At 68.8% G+C, this 20584-nt stretch carries 18 protein-coding genes; 6 read left to right on the forward strand and 12 right to left on the reverse strand.

Going from position 1 to position 20584, the window contains the following annotated elements; all coding sequences use genetic code 11:
- Positions 1 to 152: 152 nt before the first annotated feature.
- The 4 genes from ACPU2J_RS21895 to ACPU2J_RS21910 all read right to left on the reverse strand — a co-directional run bounded on the left by ACPU2J_RS21895 (position 153) and on the right by ACPU2J_RS21910 (position 4337).
- Positions 153 to 743 (reverse strand): malonic semialdehyde reductase, encoded by a 591-nt coding sequence (locus tag ACPU2J_RS21895; RefSeq protein ID WP_420079745.1) that lies wholly within the window; start codon positions 741 to 743, stop codon positions 153 to 155.
- A gap of 193 nt (positions 744 to 936) precedes the next feature.
- Positions 937 to 1155: an exodeoxyribonuclease VII small subunit gene (locus tag ACPU2J_RS21900; RefSeq protein WP_389069101.1), complete on the reverse strand. Its 219-nt coding sequence runs from the start codon at positions 1153 to 1155 to the stop codon at positions 937 to 939.
- A 74-nt stretch (positions 1156 to 1229) separates the two neighbouring features.
- Entirely contained in the window at positions 1230 to 2576 is a 1347-nt protein-coding gene (gene xseA / locus ACPU2J_RS21905) for an exodeoxyribonuclease VII large subunit (RefSeq protein WP_423833849.1), read from the reverse strand.
- A gap of 378 nt (positions 2577 to 2954) precedes the next feature.
- Positions 2955 to 4337, reverse strand: a complete 1383-nt coding sequence (locus ACPU2J_RS21910; RefSeq protein WP_423833850.1) for an APC family permease — start codon at positions 4335 to 4337, stop codon at positions 2955 to 2957.
- A 95-nt stretch (positions 4338 to 4432) separates the two neighbouring features.
- Here ACPU2J_RS21910 and ACPU2J_RS21915 point away from each other — a divergent pair, with 95 nt between their 5' ends.
- On the forward strand, positions 4433 to 5437 hold the full coding sequence (locus ACPU2J_RS21915) for a 4-hydroxy-3-methylbut-2-enyl diphosphate reductase (protein WP_389069097.1): 1005 nt from the start codon (positions 4433 to 4435) through the stop codon (positions 5435 to 5437).
- 21 nt (positions 5438 to 5458) lie between these two features.
- Positions 5459 to 6220: a polyphosphate--glucose phosphotransferase gene (gene ppgK / locus ACPU2J_RS21920; protein ID WP_361590536.1), complete on the forward strand. Its 762-nt coding sequence runs from the start codon at positions 5459 to 5461 to the stop codon at positions 6218 to 6220.
- Positions 6221 to 6308: 88 nt separating this feature from the next.
- Here the strand turns inward: ppgK and ACPU2J_RS21925 are convergent, their stop codons facing one another.
- On the reverse strand, positions 6309 to 6749 hold the full coding sequence (locus ACPU2J_RS21925; RefSeq protein ID WP_365069787.1) for a DUF6542 domain-containing protein: 441 nt from the start codon (positions 6747 to 6749) through the stop codon (positions 6309 to 6311).
- 210 nt (positions 6750 to 6959) lie between these two features.
- On the opposite strand from ACPU2J_RS21925, the gene ychF reads away from it, so the two are divergent.
- The 4 genes from ychF to ACPU2J_RS21945 all read left to right on the forward strand — a co-directional run bounded on the left by ychF (position 6960) and on the right by ACPU2J_RS21945 (position 14524).
- On the forward strand, positions 6960 to 8048 hold the full coding sequence (gene ychF, locus ACPU2J_RS21930; protein WP_389069095.1) for a redox-regulated ATPase YchF: 1089 nt from the start codon (positions 6960 to 6962) through the stop codon (positions 8046 to 8048).
- A 289-nt stretch (positions 8049 to 8337) separates the two neighbouring features.
- Positions 8338 to 10083: a type I restriction-modification system subunit M gene (locus tag ACPU2J_RS21935; RefSeq protein ID WP_423833851.1), complete on the forward strand. Its 1746-nt coding sequence runs from the start codon at positions 8338 to 8340 to the stop codon at positions 10081 to 10083.
- On the forward strand, positions 10080 to 11372 hold the full coding sequence (locus tag ACPU2J_RS21940) for a hypothetical protein (protein WP_423833852.1): 1293 nt from the start codon (positions 10080 to 10082) through the stop codon (positions 11370 to 11372). Before ACPU2J_RS21935 ends, ACPU2J_RS21940 begins: the two co-directional genes overlap by 4 nt.
- A complete protein-coding gene (locus ACPU2J_RS21945; protein ID WP_423833853.1) occupies positions 11372 to 14524 on the forward strand; it encodes a type I restriction endonuclease subunit R in 3153 nt (1050 codons plus the stop codon). The genes ACPU2J_RS21940 and ACPU2J_RS21945 overlap by 1 nt, the downstream gene beginning before the upstream one ends.
- Before the next feature lie 15 nt (positions 14525 to 14539).
- On the opposite strand, the gene ACPU2J_RS21950 is transcribed toward ACPU2J_RS21945, so the two are convergent.
- The 7 genes from ACPU2J_RS21950 to ACPU2J_RS21980 all read right to left on the reverse strand — a co-directional run bounded on the left by ACPU2J_RS21950 (position 14540) and on the right by ACPU2J_RS21980 (position 20406).
- The gene (locus ACPU2J_RS21950; protein WP_423833854.1) at positions 14540 to 14947 is read right to left on the reverse strand and encodes a DNA-binding protein; all 408 of its coding nucleotides are present in this window, start codon (positions 14945 to 14947) and stop codon (positions 14540 to 14542) included.
- Complete coding sequence (locus ACPU2J_RS21955) at positions 14944 to 15219, reverse strand: hypothetical protein (protein ID WP_423833855.1); 276 nt, start codon at positions 15217 to 15219, stop codon at positions 14944 to 14946. The genes ACPU2J_RS21950 and ACPU2J_RS21955 overlap by 4 nt, the downstream gene beginning before the upstream one ends.
- Before the next feature lie 323 nt (positions 15220 to 15542).
- Positions 15543 to 15806, reverse strand: coding sequence for a type II toxin-antitoxin system RelE family toxin (locus ACPU2J_RS21960; protein ID WP_365136206.1), 264 nt, complete (start codon positions 15804 to 15806; stop codon positions 15543 to 15545).
- Positions 15799 to 16068: a type II toxin-antitoxin system Phd/YefM family antitoxin gene (locus ACPU2J_RS21965; RefSeq protein ID WP_365136203.1), complete on the reverse strand. Its 270-nt coding sequence runs from the start codon at positions 16066 to 16068 to the stop codon at positions 15799 to 15801. Before ACPU2J_RS21965 ends, ACPU2J_RS21960 begins: the two co-directional genes overlap by 8 nt.
- Before the next feature lie 182 nt (positions 16069 to 16250).
- Positions 16251 to 17618: a hypothetical protein gene (locus ACPU2J_RS21970; protein WP_423833856.1), complete on the reverse strand. Its 1368-nt coding sequence runs from the start codon at positions 17616 to 17618 to the stop codon at positions 16251 to 16253.
- Positions 17615 to 19615, reverse strand: coding sequence for a hypothetical protein (locus ACPU2J_RS21975; protein WP_423833857.1), 2001 nt, complete (start codon positions 19613 to 19615; stop codon positions 17615 to 17617). The genes ACPU2J_RS21970 and ACPU2J_RS21975 overlap by 4 nt, the downstream gene beginning before the upstream one ends.
- A complete protein-coding gene (locus ACPU2J_RS21980) occupies positions 19612 to 20406 on the reverse strand; it encodes a toll/interleukin-1 receptor domain-containing protein (protein WP_423833858.1) in 795 nt (264 codons plus the stop codon). The genes ACPU2J_RS21975 and ACPU2J_RS21980 overlap by 4 nt, the downstream gene beginning before the upstream one ends.
- Positions 20407 to 20584 lie beyond the last annotated feature (178 nt).

The following is a 20584-nucleotide window of genomic DNA, read 5'->3' on the forward strand; positions in this document are numbered from 1 at the left end:
GCGCCGTGCCCTGATCCGTCGGTACGGACCAGCCCGGCCGCGCCGCGTCGGTGCGGACGGGCGCGGCCCCGCGGAACACCGAAGGGCCGTGGCCCGGACGATCCGGTGCACGGCCCTTCGCTGCGCCGCGGCCCGGGGCGCGCGGCATCCGCTCAGACGGTGGTGACGACCTCGTCGAAGGCCAGGCGCGGGGAGCGGTCGAACCAGGCGCCCTCGGCCGGCTTGCCGATGTTGACGACCATGATCGGGGTGTGGTCGTCGTCCAGGAACTCCTTCTGTATGCCGGCGAAGTCGGCGCCCGTCATCGGGCCCGCGGCCAGGCCGGCGGCGCGGACGCCCACGATGAAGTACGCGGCCTGCAGCGCGGCGTTGACCAGCGAGGACTGCTCGCGGGCCGGGCGCTCGGAGAAGAAGAGGTCCTTGGCCTGGGGGAAGTGGGGGAGGAGCTGCGGGAGCTCCTCGTGGAACTCGTTGTCGGCGGAGAGGATCGCCACCAGCGGCGCGGCGGCGGTCTTCGCCTGGTTGCCCTCGGCCATGTGCTGCACGAGGCGCTCGCGGGCCTCGGGGGAGCGGACCAGGGTGATGCGCAGCGGGGTGCCGTTGAAGGCGGTGGGGCCGAACTTCACCAGGTCGTAGATCGCCTGGACCTGCGCCTCGGTCACCGGCTCGTCGGAGAACGCGTTGGCGGTGCGGGCCTCGCGGAACAGCAGGTCCTGGGCGGCCGGGTCGAGAACGAGAGACATCGGAAAGCCTTCTTCCAAGGGGAGGTGAAGCGGTGGAACCACTGTACGGCGCAAGTAGATGAATTTTCAACTAAAGCCCTCGCTCCGTGAGAGGGATCACCCCACCCGGGCCACCCCGGGTGCCTCCGGCCTCGGGCGCCCGGCCGTCCGGGCCGCTCGTCCCCGGGCCGCCCGGCCGTACCGGCGCCCGCCGTCACTCCTCCCCGGCCGCCTCCCGGGCCGCCAGCGCGGAGTCCAGCCGTGCCCGGGCCCCCTCCAGCCAGTGCCGGCACACCTTCGCCAGCTCCTCGCCGCGTTCCCACAGGGCCAGCGACTCCTCCAGCGAGGTCCCGCCGGCCTCCAGCCTGCGGACCACCTCGATCAGTTCGTCGCGTGCCTGCTCGTAGCCCAGCGCCGTTTCGGCCTCTGCCATTCCCGGTCCCATCCTCTGCCTGTAGTGCGAAGCCGCCGTTGCGGCCGTGTGTCATTGCCCCGGGGCGTGTGCCGTCACTCGGGAACGCCGCCGGAGCCCCCGTCGGCCACCGTCGCGTCCTCGGCGGGGGCCGGGGCGGGTTCGGCGGCGCGGTCCGCGGTCCCGGCGCCCTCCGGGCCCTGGTCCTCGGCGTCCGGATCCTCGGCGTCCTCCCGGGCGCCGACCTCCACGCTGAAGCCGCCCTCCGCCACCCGTGCCCGCAGCACCTCACCCGGCGCGACCTCCCGCGGCGAGCGCACCACGTGCCCGTCGGCCCGCTGCAAAACCGCGTACCCGCGCTCCAGCGTCGCCGCCGGGGACAGCGCCACCACCCGGGCGCGCGTGTGCGCGAGCTCGGAATCGGCCCGGTCCAGCAGGTGCCCCAGCGTGCGCCGACTGCGCGCCAGCAGCGCGTCCACCTCGTCCTCGCGCATCTCCACCATCCGCTGCGGGTGGACGAAGACCGGCCGGCCCAGGGCGTGCGCGAGCCCGCGCTCCTCGCGGTCGAGCAGGGCGCCGACCGCTCGCAGCCCCCGGCCCTGTAGCTGGCGTACGCGCTCCAGCTCCTCGCCCACGTCCGGGACGACCTTCTTCGCGGCGTCGGTCGGCGTCGAGGCGCGCAGGTCGGCGACCAGGTCCAGCAGCGGGGAGTCCGGTTCGTGCCCGATGGCGGACACCACCGGCGTACGGGCCGCCGCGACCGTCCGCACCACCTCCTCGTCGGAGAACGGCAGCAGGTCCTCCACGCTGCCGCCGCCGCGCGCCACGATGATCACGTCGACGTCGTCCATGGCGTCGAGCTCCTTGACGGCCCGGACCACCTGGGGCACCGCGTGCACGCCCTGCACGGCGACGTTGCGCACCTCGAAGCGGACCGCGGGCCAGCGGCGCCGGGCGTTCTCCAGTACGTCCCGCTCGGCGGCCGAGGCGCGTCCCACCACCAGCCCCACCAGCTGCGGCAGGAACGGCAGCGGCTTCTTGCGGTCCGCGGCGAAGAGCCCCTCGGAGGCCAGGGAGCGCTTGAGCCGCTCCAGCCGGGCGAGCAGCTCGCCGATGCCGACCGGCCGTATCTCCGTCGCCCGCAGGGACAGCTGCCCGCGCGGGGCGTACCACTCCGGCTTCGCGAGCAGGACGACCCGGGCGCCCTCCGCGACCACGTCCGCCACCTCGTCGTAGACCTGGCGGAAGCAGGTCACGCTGACCGAGATGTCGTGCGACGGGTCGCGCAGCGTCAGGAAGACCACCCCCGCCCCCGGCCGCCGCGAGAGCTGCGTGATCTGCCCCTCCACCCACACCTGGCCGAGCCGCTCGATCCAGCCTCCGATGAGCCGGGACACCTGGCCCACGGGCAGCGGCGCCTCGGCCGACGTATTCAGACCCATGTGCGCAGGTTATCCGGCTCCGCTGACAGCGTCTCAGGCTCCGCAACCTCCGGCCGCGCCGTCGCGCCCCCCCGCGAGCGGACCGACCGCACCCGGCGCCACTCCGTCCGGAGTCACCCCGTCCGGTGCCGACCCATCCGGTGCCGACCTGTCCGGCGCCGGCTCGCCCGGGGCCGACCCATCCGTCGCCGGACCCTCTGGCACCAGCCCGTCCGGCGCCACTCCGTCCGGAGTCACCCCGTCCGGCGCCTGCCCGTCCGGCTTCGCGTGGGCCTCGGCCGGTCCCGCATGGGTTTGCCCCCGGCCCCCCCGCGGGCCCCGCCTGCGCCCCGCCTCGACCCGCTCGCCCTCACCCCCGCCCGTCCCGCGGACGCCGCCTCACCTCCCGCCGGTCCCGCTGCCCCCGCCCGCCCCGCGGCGCCCGCGCTGGACGGCGAGGACCAGCAGGCCCGCGGCCAGCCACACCGCCCCCAGCAGCTGCGCCACCGGCGAGGCCTCGACGATCACCGCCACCGTCACGGCAGCCCCGAGCACCGGCGCCACCAGGTGCTTCCACCAGTTCGGCGGGCCCTCCCGCCGCCGCACCACGAACCAGCCCACCACCGAGGCGTGCAGCAGGGTGAACGCCACCAGCGCACCGACGTCCACCACCGACACCAGGTGCTCCAGGCCGTCGTCGCGCCGGGCCGCCCACACCGCCGCGACCGTCGTGACGGCCGCGGCCGCCAGCAGCGCGGCCCGCGGGGTCCCGCCCGACGTCCGCGCGAGCGCCCGCGGCAGCCGCCCCTCCCGGGCCATCGCGAACAGCAGCCGGCCGGCCGCCGCCTGTCCGGCCAGCGCGGCGAAGGCGGCCCCGACCGCCTTCCCGGCCGCCACCAGGTCGTGCAGCCATGGCCCCACCGAGGACTCCACCGCGTCGTAGAAGGCCGGCCCCTGCCGTTCCGGGGCCGCCGCCAGCTCCGCCGCGGACACCGGCATGAGCAGCGCCGCCAGATAGCTCTGCACGACGAACAGCGTCCCCGCCAGCGCCAGGCAGAACAGCACCGCCCGCGCCACCCGCCGCGACCCGCCCGTCGCCTCCTCGGCGAAGGAGGCGATCGCGTCGAAGCCCAGGTAGGACAGGACCGCGACCGACACCGCGCCGAGCACCGCCGCGGTGCCGAAGCCGGGCGAGCCGTCGCCGGTCAGCGGGGAGAGCCAGCCGCGCCGCGGCCCGTCCTGGACCAGTACGGTCACCGCGGCCGCCACGAAGACCAGCAGGACCACGACCTCCAGGGCCAGCACGGCGAACCCCACCCGCGCGGCCGCCCGTACGCCCCACAGGTTGAGCGCGGTGGTCACCGCCACCGCCAGGGCCGTCCACACCCACCGGGAGACCTCCGGGACCAGGGCGTTCAGCGCGATCCCCGAGAAGAGGTACGCGACGGCCGGGATCAGCAGGTAGTCCAGCATCGCCATCCACCCGGCGATCAGCCCCGGCCCCTCGCCCAGCCCCTTGCGCGCGTACGTGAACACCGAGCCGGCCTGCGGCGCGACCCGCACCATCTGCGCGTAACTGAAGGCCGTCAGGGCCATCGCCACGGTCGCGACGACGTAGACGAGGGCGACCGCCCCGTGCGAGGCCGCGTCGAGCGTGCCGAAGACCCCGACCGGGGCCATCGGGGCGATGAAGAGCAGCCCGTAGACCACCAGGTCCCGGAAGCCGAGACTGCGCCGCAGCGCCGCGGGTGCCTCCCTGCCGGAATCCGCAGCGGACGCCATCACTCCTCCGAGGGGCGGGTGGAACGTTCCTTCGGTGACTCGGGGCCAGTCTGTGCCGAACGGGCGACGTTCGGCCTGCTGGAGACCCCCGTACGATGGAGCCCATGACTGCTCCCGCCCCTGCCCCCGCTTCCCGCCGTGTCCTGCTCGCCGCGCCCCGCGGTTACTGCGCGGGCGTGGACCGAGCCGTGATCGCCGTCGAGAAAGCCCTCGAGCAGTACGGGGCGCCCGTGTACGTCCGCCACGAGATCGTGCACAACAAGTACGTCGTGCAGACCCTGGAGAAGAAGGGCGCCATCTTCGTCGAGCGGACGGAGGAGGTCCCCGAGGGGAACATCGTGATGTTCTCCGCGCACGGCGTGGCCCCCGTCGTGCACGAGGAGGCCGCCCGCGGCAAGCTCGCGACCATCGACGCGACGTGCCCGCTGGTCACCAAGGTGCACAAGGAGGCCATCCGGTACGCCAAGGAGGACTTCGACATCCTCCTCATCGGCCACGAGGGCCACGAGGAGGTCATCGGCACCTCCGGCGAGGCCCCCGAGCACATCACCATCGTCGACGGCCCGCACGACGTGGAGAAGGTCACCGTCCGTGACGAGTCCAAGGTCGTCTGGCTCTCGCAGACCACGCTGTCGGTCGACGAGACCATGGAGACGGTCGACGCGCTGAAGACGAAGTTCCCGCTGCTCGTCTCGCCGCCGAGCGACGACATCTGCTACGCCACCTCCAACCGCCAGGCCGCCGTCAAGGTGATGGGCGCCGACTCCGACCTGGTCATCGTCGTCGGCTCGAAGAACTCCTCGAACTCCATCCGGCTGGTCGAGGTCGCCAAGGACGCCGGCGCCAAGGCCGCGTACCTCGTCGACTTCGCGAGCGAGATCGACGAGGCCTGGCTGGAGGGCGTCACCACCGTCGGCCTCACCTCGGGCGCCTCGGTGCCGGAGGTCCTGGTCGAGGAGGTCCTGGAGTGGCTGGCCGCGCGCGGCTACGCCGACGTGGAGATCGTCAAGACGGCGGAGGAGTCCATCACCTTCTCCCTGCCCAAGGAGCTCCGCCGCGACCTGCGGTCCGAGGCCGCGGAACTGGTCGCCGACAAGTAACTCGTTTCGTACGGTATGCCCATGCAGATCTTCGGCGTGGACATCGGCGGAACCGGGATCAAGGGCGCTCCCGTGGACCTGGAGCGCGGCGACCTGGCGCAGGAGCGCCACAAAGTACCCACACCACATCCGGCCACCCCCGACGGGGTGGCCGGATGCGTCGTCGAGGTGGTGCGCCACTTCGGCTGGGACGGCCCGCTCGGCGTCACCTTCCCGGGCGTGGTCACGGGCGGCGTCACCCGTACGGCGGCCAACATGGACCCGTCCTGGATCGACGTCGACACGGCCTCGCTGCTGTCGCGGGCACTGGACGGGCAGCCGGTCACGGTGCTGAACGACGCGGACGCGGCGGGCGTCGCGGAGATGACCTACGGGGCCGGGCGCGGGCGGGACGGCACGGTCATCCTGCTGACCCTGGGGACGGGCATCGGCAGCGCCCTGTTCACGGACGGGCGGCTGGTGCCGAACTCGGAGCTGGGGCACCTGGAGCTGAAGGGCCACGACGCGGAGAAGCGGGCGTCGTTCAAGGCCAAGGAGGACGGCGACCTCACGTGGGAGCGGTGGGCGCACCGGCTCGGCAAGTACATGGCGCACGTGGAGATGCTCTTCTCGCCGGACCTGTTCATCCTGGGCGGCGGCGTGAGCCGCAAGCCGGAGAAGTTCCTGCCGCTGATCGAGGGGGTCCGCGCGGAGATCGTCCCGGCGAAGCTGCAGAACAACGCGGGGATCGTGGGGGCGGGCATGGCGGCCAAGGCGTCGTCGTCGAAGGGCGGCGGGGCGTAGGCACGGCGGGGCGGGCCCGCACTCCGGCCCGGCGGCACGACGCCGCCGGGCCGGCCCGTACGGGTACGGTCGGACGGGGGTGGAAGGGCTAGGCGGCGCGGCGGGGGAGCCGCCGGCGGCCGATCAGCACGGCCTTGCGCACCAGCGCGATCAGCGCCGCGACCAGGGTCCCCGCGTACAGCCAGCCGGCGTGCAGCGACAGCGCGGACACCAGCCCCATCAGCTGACCGCCGAACCCGCCGGAGCCCCCGGAGATCGGCCACACCCCGGCGGCGAACGCGATGGGCACGCCGATCGGGGCCGTGATCAGGTCGGCGGGCCGCACCCAGAGCGCCGTGGCGGCCGCGACGGGCGGGAAGAGCAGCCCGTACACGAACAGCGAGGAGCTGAAGAGCAGCCAGCAGACCCCGCCGACCAGCACCATCGCCGTGCACGCGAACAGTCCGCCGCCGAGCCCCGTCAGCCGGGGCCGGGGCAGCCGCCGGGCGACCGCCGGCCGCCGCGGGGCCCCACCGCTCTGCGCGGGCACGCCGGTGGGCGGCCGCCGACGCTGGGCCGGGGGTCGCTGCGGGTGAGGGGCCGGACGCGTCCTGTATTGCTCCACCCGACCAAATTAGGCGCGGAGGCCACCGGATCCGGTCCTGGACACGCGTACATCGACCGCCACTCATCGGAAAGTAAACTGTCCGGTGGCCCACTCCCGGGCCGCCGCCCCCTCCAGCTACGGGAAGTCGCCAACGTGTCGCTCACGATCGGAATCGTCGGCCTGCCGAATGTCGGCAAGTCGACCCTGTTCAACGCCCTGACCAAGAACGACGTGCTGGCGGCCAACTACCCGTTCGCCACCATCGAGCCGAACGTCGGCGTCGTCGGCGTCCCGGACCCGCGCCTCGCCGTCCTCGCGGGCATCTTCGGCTCGGCGAAGGTCCTCCCGGCGACCGTCGACTTCGTCGACATCGCGGGCATCGTGCGCGGCGCCTCGGAGGGCGAGGGCCTGGGCAACAAGTTCCTCGCGAACATCCGCGAGTCGGACGCCATCTGCCAGGTCATCCGCGCCTTCAAGGACGAGAACGTCGTCCACGTCGACGGCAAGGTCTCGCCGAAGGACGACATCGAGACGATCAACACCGAGCTGATCCTCGCCGACCTCCAGTCCATCGAGAAGGCCGAACCGCGCCTGACGAAGGAGTCCCGCCTCCAGAAGGACAAGGTCGCGGTCCTGGCCGCGGTCGTCGAGGCGAAGAAGATCCTCGAAGCCGGCGACACCCTCTTCTCGAAGGGCATCACCAAGGGCACGGAGCAGGGCGACCTCCTCCACGAGCTGCACCTGCTCACCACGAAGCCCTTCCTCTACGTCTTCAACGTGGACGAGGACGAGCTGACGGACGACGCCTTCAAGGCGGAGCAGTCGGCCCTGGTCGCCCCGGCGGAGGCCATCTTCCTCAACGCCAAGCTGGAGCAGGACCTCTCCGAGCTGGACGACGAGGAAGCCCTCGAGCTCCTCCAGTCGGTCGGCCAGGACGAGCCCGGCCTCGCCACCCTCGGCCGCGTCGGCTTCGACACCCTGGGCCTGCAGACCTACCTGACGGCGGGCCCGAAGGAGACCCGCGCCTGGACGATCAAGAAGGGCGCGACGGCCCCGGAGGCCGCCGGCGTGATCCACACCGACTTCCAGCGCGGCTTCATCAAGGCCGAGGTCATCTCCTTCGCGGACCTGGTCGAATGCGGCTCGGTGACCGAAGCCCGCGCCAAGGGCAAGGCCCGCATGGAGGGCAAGGACTACGTGATGCAGGACGGCGACGTGGTCGAGTTCCGCTTCAATGTGTAGCGGGTGATATACCACCACGTCACTGATCTGGCAAACGTGCAGGTCGGAGAGGGTCCGGCTCTTCGGGGTCGGACCCTTTGCTCTTTCCCGTGCTGGGATGGTGCTGGGATAGCTGACCCCTTGTCACCTGTCGTCATCCCTGGTCACCCGTACTGTGCTGGGATTGTGCTGGGGCGTGGATGTGGTCCCGATGCTGGGTTCTGCTCTGGTGAGTGGCCGAACCGTGGGACGGCGGCTGCTGGCTCTGGCAAAGTGATCGGCACTGCTAGACGATTCTCGTGAGGAACTTGTGAGCACGCTCGGTAGCTTCATCTGGTCCATCGCTGACCAGCTTCGGGGCCCCTATCGCCCCAACCAGTACGGGACAGTGATCCTCCCGTTCACGATCCTGCGGCGGCTCGACTGCATCCTTGAGCCCGATCAGGCGGCGGTGCGAGAGCTGGCAGCGAAGTTCGAGAACCCGAACCGGCTCAAGGTCGAGGTTAAAAAGGCCACAGGCCGGACCTTCTACAACACCTCGAAATACTCGTTCGCGAACTTGCTGGCCGACGCGGACGGGCTGGCGGACAACCTGGCCGACTACGTCGACCGGTTCTCCGCCGACGTGGACGTGTTCGAGTATTTTGACTTCAAGAACGAGATCCTGGCTCTGGAGAAGGCCGGGCTCCTACGCGAGATCGTCAAGTCCTTCGGCAAGGTCGACCTCCATCCTGATGTGGTGTCGAACTCCGATATGGGCGACGCCTTCGAATACATCATCCGCAAGTTCAACGAGGCAGCGAACGAGACCTCCGGCGACCACTACACGCCGCGCGACGCGATCCGGCTGCTGGTCGACCTGCTCTTCGCGGAGAAGGACGTCGACCTCACCGAGGGCGGCATCATCCGATCGCTGTACGACCCCACCGCCGGCACCGGCGGCATGCTTTCCCTGGCAGAGGAGCACCTGCTCGCAGGGAACCCCGACGCGAAGCTCGGCCTGTACGGCCAGGAGTACAACCCGCAGTCGTACGCCATCTGCAAGTCCGACCTGCTCGCCAAGGGCCACGACGCGACCAACATCGCCTTCGGCAACACGCTCACCGACGACGCCTTCAAGGGCCGCCAGTTCGACTACTGCATGTCCAACCCACCGTATGGCGTGGACTGGAAGCAGTACGCCAAGGCGATCAAGGAGGAGCGAGACTCCGCCGGCCCCTACGGCCGCTTCGCACCGGGCCTCCCCGCGACGTCCGACGGGCAGATGCTCTTCCTGCTCCACCTTGCCCACAAGATGCGCGCACCCGAGGACGGCGGCGGCCGCGTTGGCATCGTTATGAACGGCTCTCCGCTCTTCAATGGCGCCGCCGAATCCGGACCGTCCAACATCCGCCGGTGGCTGCTTGAGAACGACCTCGTCGAGGCAATCGTCGCCCTACCGACCAACATGTTCTTCAACACCGGCATCGCCACCTACATCTGGATCCTGGACAACACCAAGCACCCCGACCGCCAGGGCAAGGTGCAGCTGATCGACGGCACGTCGTTCTGGACCAAGATGCGCAAGAACCTCGGAGCCAAGGGACGCGAGATCAGCGACGCCGACCGCGCCGAGATCCTGCGGCTGTACGACGACTTTGAGGACGCCGATCCCGAGCTCTCCAAGGTGCTGCGCAACGACGAGTTCGGCTACTGGGCGGTCACCGTCGAGCGCCCTCTGCTGGACGAGGACGGAAACCCTGTCGTCAACCGCAGGGGCGAGGCGAAGCCCGATTCGAAGAAGCGTGACACCGAGAACGTGCCGTTCACCTATGGCGGCTCCACCGCCGGCGCGGCCGCGGAGCGCGAAGTCATTCAGGCGTACTTCGACGCGGAGGTGAAGCCGCACGTTCCCGATGCCTGGATCGACTGGGCTAAGACCAAGACTGGGTACGAGATCCCCTTCGCGCGGCACTTCTACAAGTACGTTCCGCCTCGTCCGCTCGCGGAGATCGATGCCGACCTAGAGAAGCAAGTCGCCAAGATTCTCGATCTGCTGCGGGAGGTTGAGGGATGACACGAGCGCATTTTGATCTTGAGCAGGCTTGGGTCGGCAACGTCCCATCCCACTGGCGCTGGAGCAGAAACAAAGAACTCCTGGCGGAGTCGCTGTCTGTCTCGCCCGAAGGTACAGAGGAACTTCTCAGCGTGTCGCATCTGACCGGGATCACCCCGAGGTCAGAGAAGAACGTGACAATGACTGCAGCGGAGAGCCTCGACGGCTACCGCCTTGTGGACGCGGGCGATCTCGTAATCAACACGATGTGGGCGTGGATGGGGGCGCTCGGCGTCTCGAAGCAGGCTGGCATCGTGAGCCCTGCGTACGGTGTTTACAGGCCGCGTCCGAACGCAGCCTTCTGCCCTGGATTTTACGACTACCTCTACCGATCGACCCCGTACGTGATGGAGATGACTCGCCTCTCTCGCGGCATCTGGTCATCGCGCCTTCGTATCTACCCCGACGTCTTCCTCAGCATGGCGATCCCAGTGCCGCCGCTGGAAGAACAGCGCGCCATCGCCGACTACCTCGACCGCGAGACGTCCCGCATCGACATCCTCATCGAAGAGCAGCAGCGACTGATCGAGATGCTTAGAGAGCGGCAAGCGGCGGCGATCTCGGGCGCAGTGGCGCGAGGCCTTAATGAGGGCGTTGCGCTCAAGGATTCCGGACTTCCCGGAGCTGGACCAGTGCCAGGGCACTGGGACGTTGTGCCCCTCCGCTACACGATCACGTTTCAGGAGGGGCCAGGCATTATGGCTGCAGACTTCCGCGATGACGGCATCCCGCTCCTGAGGGTCAGCTCAGTGCGCACGGCTCGATCGACGCTTGAGGGCTGCAACTACCTCGACCCCAACGAAGTCGATCGGCGGTGGTCACATTTCCGGGTCGAACTTGGCGATCTGCTCATCAGCGCAAGCGCAAGTATGGGGACGGTTTCCGAAGTTACTGAGGAAACTGCGGGGGCGGTCCCCTACACAGGGATCATTCGGATCAGGCCTGGGCGCATGTGTAAGGAATTCATTCGGTGGTTCGTAGTCTCGGGCGAGTTTATTGACCAGGTCAATTCACTCAAGACAGGATCGACGATCCAGCACTTCGGCCCAACCCACCTCGCTCAGATGAGGGTCGCGTTGCCGCCTATCGATGAACAGCTCCGGATCGCTGCCTATCTCGACGAGGAGGCAGCGAAGATTAGCAGGCTCATCGTCGAATCGGAGCGGCTCATTGAGCTCTCTAAGGAACGGCGGGATGCATTGATCACGGCGGCCGTGACAGGACAGATCGATGTACGAGAGGCCGCGTAATGGCCGACCACAACGAGGCGGTCTTCGAGAAAGAGATCTGCGAGTACCTCGAGGCCCGGGGCTGGCTGTACTCGGTGAACGACCACGACGGTGGTGAGTACGATCGCGAGCGGGCGCTGTTCCCGGCGGATTTGTTCGCCTGGCTGGAGGCGACGCAGAAGACGGCGTACGAGAAGGCACTGAAGGCGGCGGGCTCGCAGGCGAAGTTCCTTGACGTGTTGACCGCGGCGCTAGACAAGCCGCTTGAGCACGGTGGCGGGACGCTGAACATCCTCCGCAATGGGGTTCAGTACATCGGTGGCGGCCGGTTGAAGATGGCGCAGTTCCGCCCTGAAACCGCTCTCAACGCGACCACCGTGTCGCATTACGAGGCGATGCGGGTGCGGGTGGTGCGGCAGGTGCACTTCTCGACTGCCGACCAGCGCACTATCGATCTGGTGTTCTTCATCAACGGGCTCCCGGTGGCCACGGTGGAGTTGAAGACCGACTTCACCCAGTCGCTGGACGAGGCGATCAACCAGTACAAGCACGACCGTAAACCGCTGACGAACGGGCGTTCAGAGCCGCTACTGTCGTTCGGTCACCGGGCGTTGGTGCACTTCGCGGTCTCCAACGGCCTGGCGGCCATGACCACGAAGCTGGAGGGGGAGAAGACCCACTTCCTTCCGTTCAACATTGGTTTCGACAGCGGTGCTGGCAACCCGCCTGGCGCGGACGGTGGGTCGGCGACGTCATATCTATGGGAACGCGTCTGGGAGAAGCACGCTTGGCTGAACATCATCGGGCGGCTGATGATCGTGCAGACCAAAGAAGAGTGGGATGTCACCACCGGCACCTCGGTGCGGCGTACGAGCATGCTTTTCCCGCGCTTCCACCAGTGGGAGGCCGTCACGAGCATCATCGCAGCAGTGAAGGAGGAGGGTGTCGGGTGCCGGTACCTGATCGAGCACTCGGCCGGGTCAGGCAAGACGAACACCATCGCCTGGACCGCCCACGGGCTGGCCCGACTTCATGATGCCGACGACAAGAAGGTCTTCGACTCCGTAATCGTGGTCGTCGACCGTACGGTGCTCGACTCCCAGCTGCAAGATGCGATCCGGCAGATCGACGGGAACAAGAAGATTGTTGCGACGATCAGTCCCGAGGACGTCCGTAAGGCCGGCGCGAAGTCGAAGTCGGGTCTACTGGCGCAGGCGTTGAAAAGCGGCGAGCTCATCATCGCGGTGACGGTGCAGACCTTTCCATATGCGCTGGAGGAGATCCGGACCGACACCGGCCTGAAGGGCAAGCGGTTCGCCGTGATCGCTGATGAGGCGCACTCCTCACAGTCGGGGCAGATCTCCTCGAAGCTGAAGCAGGTGCTGACGGCCGAGGAGATCAAGGAGATCGAGGAGGGCGGCGAGGTCGATGTGGAGTCGGTGCTGGCCTCGGAGATGACCGAGCGTGCCGAGTCGGAGAACATCTCCTACCTCGCCTTCACCGCGACGCCGAAGAGTAAGACCCTCGAGCTGTTCGGCCGCAAGGGCCCCGACGGCAAGCCGCGCGAGTTCCACCTGTACTCGATGAAGCAGGCGATCGAGGAGGGCTACATCCTCGATGTCCTCAAGGGCTACCAGCACTACGACACCGCGTTGAAGATCGCCGGTAAGGCCGAGAGCGGTGACGGGAACAAGGAGGTCGAGGAGGCTACAGCCCGCAAGGGGCTGATGAGGTGGGTGCAGCTCCACCCGACGAACATCAGCCAGAAGGTACAGATCATCGTCGAGCACTTCCACGCCAACGTCGCCTACCTCCTCGAAGGCAAGGCGAAGGCGATGGTGGTCACCGGCTCACGAAAGTCCGCGGTGAAGTACAAGCTGGCGATAGATGCCTACATCGCCAAACGCCGCGCCGAGGACGCCTCGTACAACTACCGCACTCTCGTCGCCTTCTCGGGTGGGGTCACCATGCCCGAGGACGAGACCTGGCACAGCGACTGGGGCCCGCAGCCATCGAAGGACGACGAGTTCACCGAGGCCAACATGAACCCGGGCGCCGGGGCTGACCTGGCAGCCGCGTTCAAGGGCGACACCTACAAGATCATGCTGGTCGCCAACAAGTTCCAGACCGGCTTCGACCAGCCCCTGCTCTCAGCGATGTACATCGACAAGAAGCTGCCAGGGGTCACCGCCGTGCAGACGCTCTCACGGCTCAACCGCACCCACCGCACCGCAGGCGGGGAGCTGAAGCGCAAGACGTTCGTCATCGACTTTGCAAACAAGCCCGAGGACATCAAGACAGCCTTCGAGCCGTACTTCAAGAATGCGACCCTGGAGACCGAGACCGACCCGTACGTCGTCGTCCACCTGGCCAACAAGCTGGCCCAGGCCGGCATCTACACCGAGGACGACGTCCGTAGGGTCGCCGAGCTGTGGGTGACCCGGAAGGGCAACAACGCGCTCTCGGCAGCGATCAGCCCAGCACAGCACGACTTCCGGCGCCGCTACGCGCGGGCGATCGAGGAGGAAGACAAGGTCAAGCTCCAGGAGCTTGACCTGTTCCGCAAGGACGTCTCCACCTACGTACGGCTCTACGACTTCATGTCCCAGATCGTCGACTATGGCGATCCCTACATGGAGATGCTTTCGATCTTCTTGCGCCTGCTGGAGAAGGTGATTGCCGAGTCTTCTTGGGCGGCCGACGTGGATCTCTCCGATGTTGTGCTGGTCGGGGTCAAGCACAACAAGGCGATCCCGGTCGACATCTCACTCGTGGGTGACGGACAACTGAAGGGCATCAGCGCCGCCGGCACGGGGGCGAAGAAGGACCCGAAGTACGTCGCGCTTCAGGTCGTCATAGACAAGATGAACGACCTTTTCGGCGCCGAAACGTTCGCTGCCTCCCAGATTCGGGAGTTCGTACAGGGCCTCGTGCAGCGGTTGCTCGCTGACCCGAACCTGGTCCAGCAAACCAAGGTGAACTCCAAGAAGCAGTTCCTGGAGTCACAGGACTTCCAAGCCGCCGTCACGGAGGCAGTCGCAGACAACCAGGACGCCCACAACACGATGGCTGACTACTTCTTCACCGACGGGCCGGCCATCAACGCGATCATCGTTGCCCTCGCGGATGCCTTCTACGAAGCAGCAGTCGATCAGCAGGTGGATGCAACCTGAGTAAGCGCCGAAAGGTCAGACGTCCTTGATCTGTACGCGGTCGCCGCACAGTTTCGACCAATCGTCGCGGTCCGAGGTCAGTACGAGGACGGGTCCCGGGGAGCGGAGCGCCATCGCGACGACGAGGGCGTCGATGGCGTACTTGTGGCCGTGCAGGCCGCCTGCGTCGCTCAGCAGCTGCACGGCGGTGAGGCTGTCTGCCTGGGTGACGTCCTGGACCTGAAGGCGGGAGAGCAGCCATCGCAGCCGGGCGGTATCCGTCTTCCCGTGGACGGCCTCCACCACTGTCAGCGCCGACACGAGGACGGGCACCCCTACGCGCCGAGCCGCCTCGATTCGGGTGATCATCTGGCGGTCGTTGCGCAGCAGCAGCGACAGCGCCTGGGAGTCGAGCACCAGGGACCTGGCCGCGGGCTCCTTCATGCGGCGCTGTCGTTCGACGCGTAGGGCGCCGGTGCGTCTCCGAACAGTTCGCTCTGCGCGACCTGGACTTCGGCCTCGCTCAGTGGCTCGTGCTCGGCTTCGTAGGCGGCCACGATTTCGGCGAGGCCGTCCATGGCGAGCTGATGCCGGACCGCCGCCGTCACGTACGCGGACACGCCGCGCTTACCGGTACGGGTGCGCAGAGCACCGAGGAGTTCCGAGGGCATCGAGACGGAGATGTTCTCCGTGCCGCCGGGGCGAGGTGACTTCATGGTCGCAAGTCTAGTACAGAAACTATTACAGCGCCGAGGTTCTGTACGGCTGCCCCCCTGGCGCATAGTCTTGGCGTTCTGGATCTTCTTGTACTTTGCCAAGAATCCCGTGCTGGGATGGTGCTGGGATGCGCCCGCATAACCGCAGGTCAGAGTCGTTGTGGTGGAGTTCCGCTTCAACGTCTGAGCGGACGGCACGGCCCCACATCTCTGATGTGGCGGGCCTGCAGATCGGAAGGGGTCGGCTCCATCGGGAGCCGGCCCCTTCGTCGTCACCGTGCCCGGCCGGGGTGCCGGATGCTTTGGGTGCCTGGTCGGTCTGGTCAGGTGTCGTAAATGGTGGAGCGGTGTCCGACGTGGACGACCCACACCACGAGCTCTCCGTTGTCGATCGTGTAGACGACGCGGTAGTCGCCGACCCGGAGTCGACGGCGTTCCGGCTGTGATACGAGGGCCGTGGTGTTGAAGCCGAAGGGGTCGCTCTCCAGCTCGGTCAGCTTCGCCAGGATGCGCAGCGCCATGTCGCGCGGGATCTTCCGGAGTTCGGCCTGGGCCTCAGGTCGGAAAACGGTCCGGTACTCACTCACCGCGCGCCAGCGTCTCCCTCATGACGTCCTCGATCGGGATGCCGGGTGCCGGGCTCGCCATGCGCTCGTCGATGATCCGGTTGATCTCGCGCTCTTCCCATTCCTGGTACTTGCGCAACACCTCGATGGACACCACGGCGGCGACTTCCTTGCCGCGGCGTGTGATCACTGTGGGGACGTCGTCGCGGTCCGCGCGCTCCACGACCTCGGCGAGGTGCGCGCGGACATCCCGGATGGACTCTATGGGCAGCGGCTGCGTCATGGCTCAAGTGTACCGAGTGCCCCATGTGTACACAACGGCTGGGCTCTGGGCTGCTGCGGGGCGGTCTGAGGGCGTCGCGGTCTCGGTGGGTCCTTCTCAGCCCGCGGGGCTTGCCGGCCCCTCTCGGCGCCTTCCGGGGGCCGACTGGGAAGGTCGGCCCCCGTGAGCGGGCGTTTCGGGTGTCAGTCGCCGTGCTCGTCGGTGCTGTCCCAGGGCCGAGACGCCGCGGGTCGGCGGACCGTGTACGAGGGGTCCCAGAGGTGCGGTGCTGCCGTGTCGGGTTCGGCCGTCTGCCGCCAGCTCCGGACGGTGTTCCCGTTCGGCTCGCCCGTGGGGCCGTCCGTGGCGGCGGTCGCGAACGTGTTCGCACCCGCTTCGGCATCCGGGCGAGCGGGCGTGCCCACGGGTGCGAGGTCGTCGTGGTCCGGGAAGCGCGGAGGCCAGGGCCCCTCCGTACTTCCTGCGTCCTGAGGCGCGCCCGCGTTCTCCACCCCTTGGGCCTCGCCTTCTTCGGAACTCATGAGGAAGCTGTGCCTGATCTCCTCGGCTGCCTCCTCCAGCCCTGCCTCCTGGAAGCTCCGCATCACACGGTGCACGAACACCGTGTGGCCGTCCATGTCCGGCTTCAGGCCCGCCACGGCGAGCAGCAGACGCAGCCGATCAGAGACACCCAGACCCTGCTCGGGGTCGGACATCTCCTCGCTCCCATCACCCCGACCCCTCGAGGGCTGTCCGGCAGCCACGTCCGCGGGCGTGCCCACAGGCGGAACGAGGAGGTGGCGGAAGAGCTCGGGGACTTCCGTGTCGTTGGCCGCCGCCGAGATCCGGGCGAGCGGGCCGATCATGTCGACCGCCGTTTCGATCTCGTCCTCGTGGCGGGCGAGCCACCACACCACCGCGCTCCCCGCGCTCTTGAGCACGTCGTCGCCGAGGTAGCGCCTCTTGTTGCGTTCGTGCTGCCGCTCGTACTCCCAGATCTCCTCGTCCTTGCGGAGGTCGTTCAGTTTCCGCAGGCGCTCGCGGTCGGCGGGGGAGAGCGTGAGTGTCACATCGGCTGCGAGTGCTTTGACGCGGCGGCTCCGGTCCAGAGCCGGGACGCCCAGCTCGCCCTCCAGGCGGTACCGCGCGAAGCTCGCCCGGCCCGGCTCCTCGTGACGTACGACCTCCAGGGCGCGGCTGACGACCGAGGACACGGCGACGGCGGGGGAGGCGCCTTCGGACGGACGGGGGTGTTCGGGTGTCGGCTGCCACCACACCGTGGCCGAGAAGAGGAAGTCGTAGCCGTCCGTCGCGCTCGGCAGTACCGCGTCGACCACCCGGGTCTCCTGGTACGGCAGCTCCGTCGGAGGCGCAGGAGGTTCGGCTTCCGCGGGCTGCCTCGATGCCGGATCGCCGCTGAGGAGCGTCATCATGAGCAGCAGGGACCCCGAGGTGGTGACCATGGACAGGAACCCCCACAGCCATGCCGACCAGTGCAGGAGGTTTCCGAGCGCGGCCGGTGCGATGCCGCAGAGGGCGACGAACAGCAGACCGGCAGAACGGTGTTTCATCGTGCCTCTTCCATGGTTCGTGGTCCGGCGCCCGACTGCTCCGTAACCGGTGTACGGGCGTACCGCGCGTGGTCGATGTGCTGCCAGAAGCGATTCGCGACGGCCGCGCGGGAAGCGCTGGGCGTGGGTCCCGCCCAGTCGTAGGCGATGACGTAGAGGCGGTGGAGGGTGGCTGCACGGCCGTGCGTGGCCCCCACCATCACCTCCAGCGCCATCTCGCGGGTCCCGTCGTCCGCCACGGCGCTCAGCCAACTGCCCGCCAGTGGGTGCCAGAGCTCCGTCGGAGGCTGGGCGAACACGGCCTCCCAGCCCAGGAACAGGTCCGGCCAGCGTGGAGGATCCGGTGCCCGGTCACTCCCCAGCAGCGCCGTGAGCAGGTCGAGGTGGGGATTCCCCCGGTCGGTGTCCCTGCCTGCCCCGGGCCGCAGGCGGTCGATGAGCAGCCGGTAGAGCCTGCGGTCGCGGCTCGCGAGTTCGAGAAGGGCCTCCTTGGCCTCCTGCGAGGCCTCCGTCTCCCGTACGGCGAGGTAGCGGAGCCGCACCACTGCCTGGTCCGGGTGGGTTGCGGCGAGGCTGCGGCGGCAGACGACGGTCAGGACCCGAGCGAGCCCGTCCGACAAGGCGGGCGATCTCACGTACTCGTACATTCGCCGGCGGAACCATCCACCCAGCCGCTCGTGGCCGAGTCCGAGCTCGAGGGCGGCCACCGCTCGCGGATCGCACTGCGCTCCGGGCGCGCGGTCCGCCCAGCGTGCGGCCAGGTCGAACAGGTGGTCGGGGCGTCCGGCGGCCAGAGACCGCTCGCAGAAGCGGACGACGACGTCCACCCGCTCGTCGGTGGTCAGGCCGCGCAGTTCGGAGGACGTGTCGATCCAGTCCCTGAGGTCGTCCCGCACGCCGGGGAAGTTCGCCCAGAAATACGTCCTTACCGCGTCGGCATAGGCGAGGCGCTCGAAGCGGAGCCGACCGTCCGCGTCACGCCCGATCCCGAGGACCTTCAAGCGCGCTCCGAAGTCGGTCCGCCCGAGTTCGGACGTCGCCTCCTCCTCGTGCCTCACCGTTCCCATCAGGCGCTGCCACGCCGCGTAGACGATGTCGGCGTGCATCTTCTCGAACAGCGCGGCCGCGAGGAACAGGGCCCGCTCGGGGGTGTCGCGGACCTCGGCCACCTGCCGTTCCACCTCGTCGGCGCGGTTGGTCACCGCGTGCAACGCCTGCCCTAGCCACGCCGAGAAGCCGTCTCCGAACCGGCCGCTGTCGTGGGCTTCCCTCACCAACCCGGCGAGTCGTACCAGTTCCCGTACGGCGGACTGGTCGCACAGGCGCTGGAGGTCGGTGCTCGCCAGGTCCGCGGCCCGGAACTGCATCCCCTCCATGCGGAGGTACCGGGTGAGGACGGCGAGGCCCCGGGGCCGGCCGAGCGTCACCGTGTGCCGTGCGAGGTCCGGCGGGTGGTCGTATCTCATGGCCCACGGCAGGACGACGACCATGTGGGCCCCCGCCTCCTGTACCTGCGTACGGTGCCTGGCCAGGCGGCGTCGGGCCTCGCCGTACTCCGCCTCGTCGGTGATCCCGGAGAGGTCCAAGAGGAAGCGGTCCCCCCTGCCGGGGGATACCTCGTCCTCGTCGCTGCCCGCGTCGCGGTCCTTGCCGGTGACGGGGAGCTCCTCGACACGGACCCCCTCCTCGTCGACGTTCCGGTCCTCACCGAACCGGTGGAGCAGCATGATCGCGGCGGCGCGGCGGCCACTGCCGGGCCGTCCGTTCACGAGCACCACCGAGCCGGGCTCCTCCAGGAGGTCGGCGGCGATGCGGTAGCGGGCCGGAGGGACGAACCTGTCCGCGAGGTGCAGCCGATCGTCGCGGCTGATCCGGAGGGACTCCGCCCGCCTTCGGATCAGCCGGTCGGTGGCGGCGTAGATGACGTACTGGTCCCCGGAGCCGGTGTTCACCGGGCCGCGCGCATCGGTGACCGTGGTGTGGTCCCGGTCGGTCATCGCCCGTCGTCCGAGCGCCGGCGATCCCGCCCGAAGCGCTGATGGACCGTGCCGCTGTTGTCGCCCGCCGTGAACTGGACCCCGCTGTTGTCGCCCTCGAAATGGGGCGCGTTGTACTGGTTGCCGGGGCCGGTGTTCACCGGCCCCTGCGGCTCGTTGACGAAGGTGCCGGACAGGTTTCCGTTGAGGTTCCCGATACCGCCGCGGACACGCTGTTCGAGGTCGCGCGCCTGCATCCTGGGGTGGCCGGCCCCTCCGGCCGGCTCTTCTCGGTCACCGGCCTTCTGCGGCTCGTCCCGCACCTGGGCGTCGCGGTCCGCACGGCCCAGATCGGGCAGCAGCCGGGCGAGGGTGTCTCCGAGCGCTTTCAGGTCCGGCTGGGCGTTGCGGTGGTCAAACCGCTTGTACTGGCAGTCCGCCAGCTCCAGCAGATCCTCGGGGAGGACTGCGCGGTCGATCCGCGTGGCCTTTCCGACGAGTACGGGGATCACCAGGACTCCCCGGTCGAGCGCGGTCCGGATCTCATGACGGGTCCAGTCCTGCTCGGCTTCGAGGGCGGGGCGACCGTCGGCCCCGCGCACCTCTGCCCACCGCGGGCCGATCACGGCGAGCAGCGCCTCGCACTCCTCCGCGGCCTTGACCAGCTCCGCGGGGAATCGGCGTCCGGCGGGGATCGACGTGCTGGCGAAGAAGATCGAATCGGGTCCGAACCGTCGCGTCAGCTCGTACGCGATCATGGCCGCGGCTGATTCCTCATCGCCTGTGCGGTAGTTGACGAAGATCTCGTGCATGAAGGTTCCCTTCTTGAGGAGAACTGCGGTGGGCGGGCGCGTGCTTGTACGTACGGGCCCCGGACCGCGGTGAATTCGGGCGTGGTGGGACCGGGGTCAGGGCGTGCCGGGCCGTGCGAGGGCACGGCGCGTCGAAGAGGTGGGTGCGGAAGCGGGTGCGCCACGCGGGCTGCGGTCG

Origin of the sequence: Streptomyces manipurensis (genome assembly GCF_049570255.1) — a bacterium.
GTDB classification, from domain to species: Bacteria; Actinomycetota; Actinomycetes; order Streptomycetales; family Streptomycetaceae; genus Streptomyces; species Streptomyces manipurensis.